Origin of the sequence: Gelidibacter salicanalis (assembly GCF_016469035.1) — a bacterium.
In the GTDB taxonomy this organism is placed as follows: domain Bacteria; phylum Bacteroidota; class Bacteroidia; order Flavobacteriales; family Flavobacteriaceae; genus Gelidibacter; species Gelidibacter salicanalis_A.
In genome coordinates this window covers 1-231 of sequence record NZ_JAEHJZ010000597.1, presented here as the reverse complement: position 1 = coordinate 231, position 231 = coordinate 1, and the positions used below count along the sequence as shown (strand labels likewise).

Genomic DNA, 231 nt, shown 5'->3' with positions numbered 1-231 from the left:
TGATGGGAGAAGTCACTAAACAAAGCACATTGAAAATGGATCGCAGCGGAATGACGCTGGCTGAAGCGCTGGGTAACTCAGACGGTATCTCACAAAGTATGTCAGATGCCTCCGGGATATTTGTCATTCGTCCGCTTAAAGGCAGCAATAAAAGCAAAATCGCCGACATCTATCAGTTAAATGCGAAAGATGCCTCAGCGATGGTGATGAGCACTGAATTTCAGCTGCAAC

General features: G+C 46.3%; 1 pseudogene. It reads left to right on the top strand.

The features are described from left to right. A pseudogene (locus JEM65_RS22085) lies at window positions 1-231 on the top strand (hypothetical protein); the annotation flags it as partial.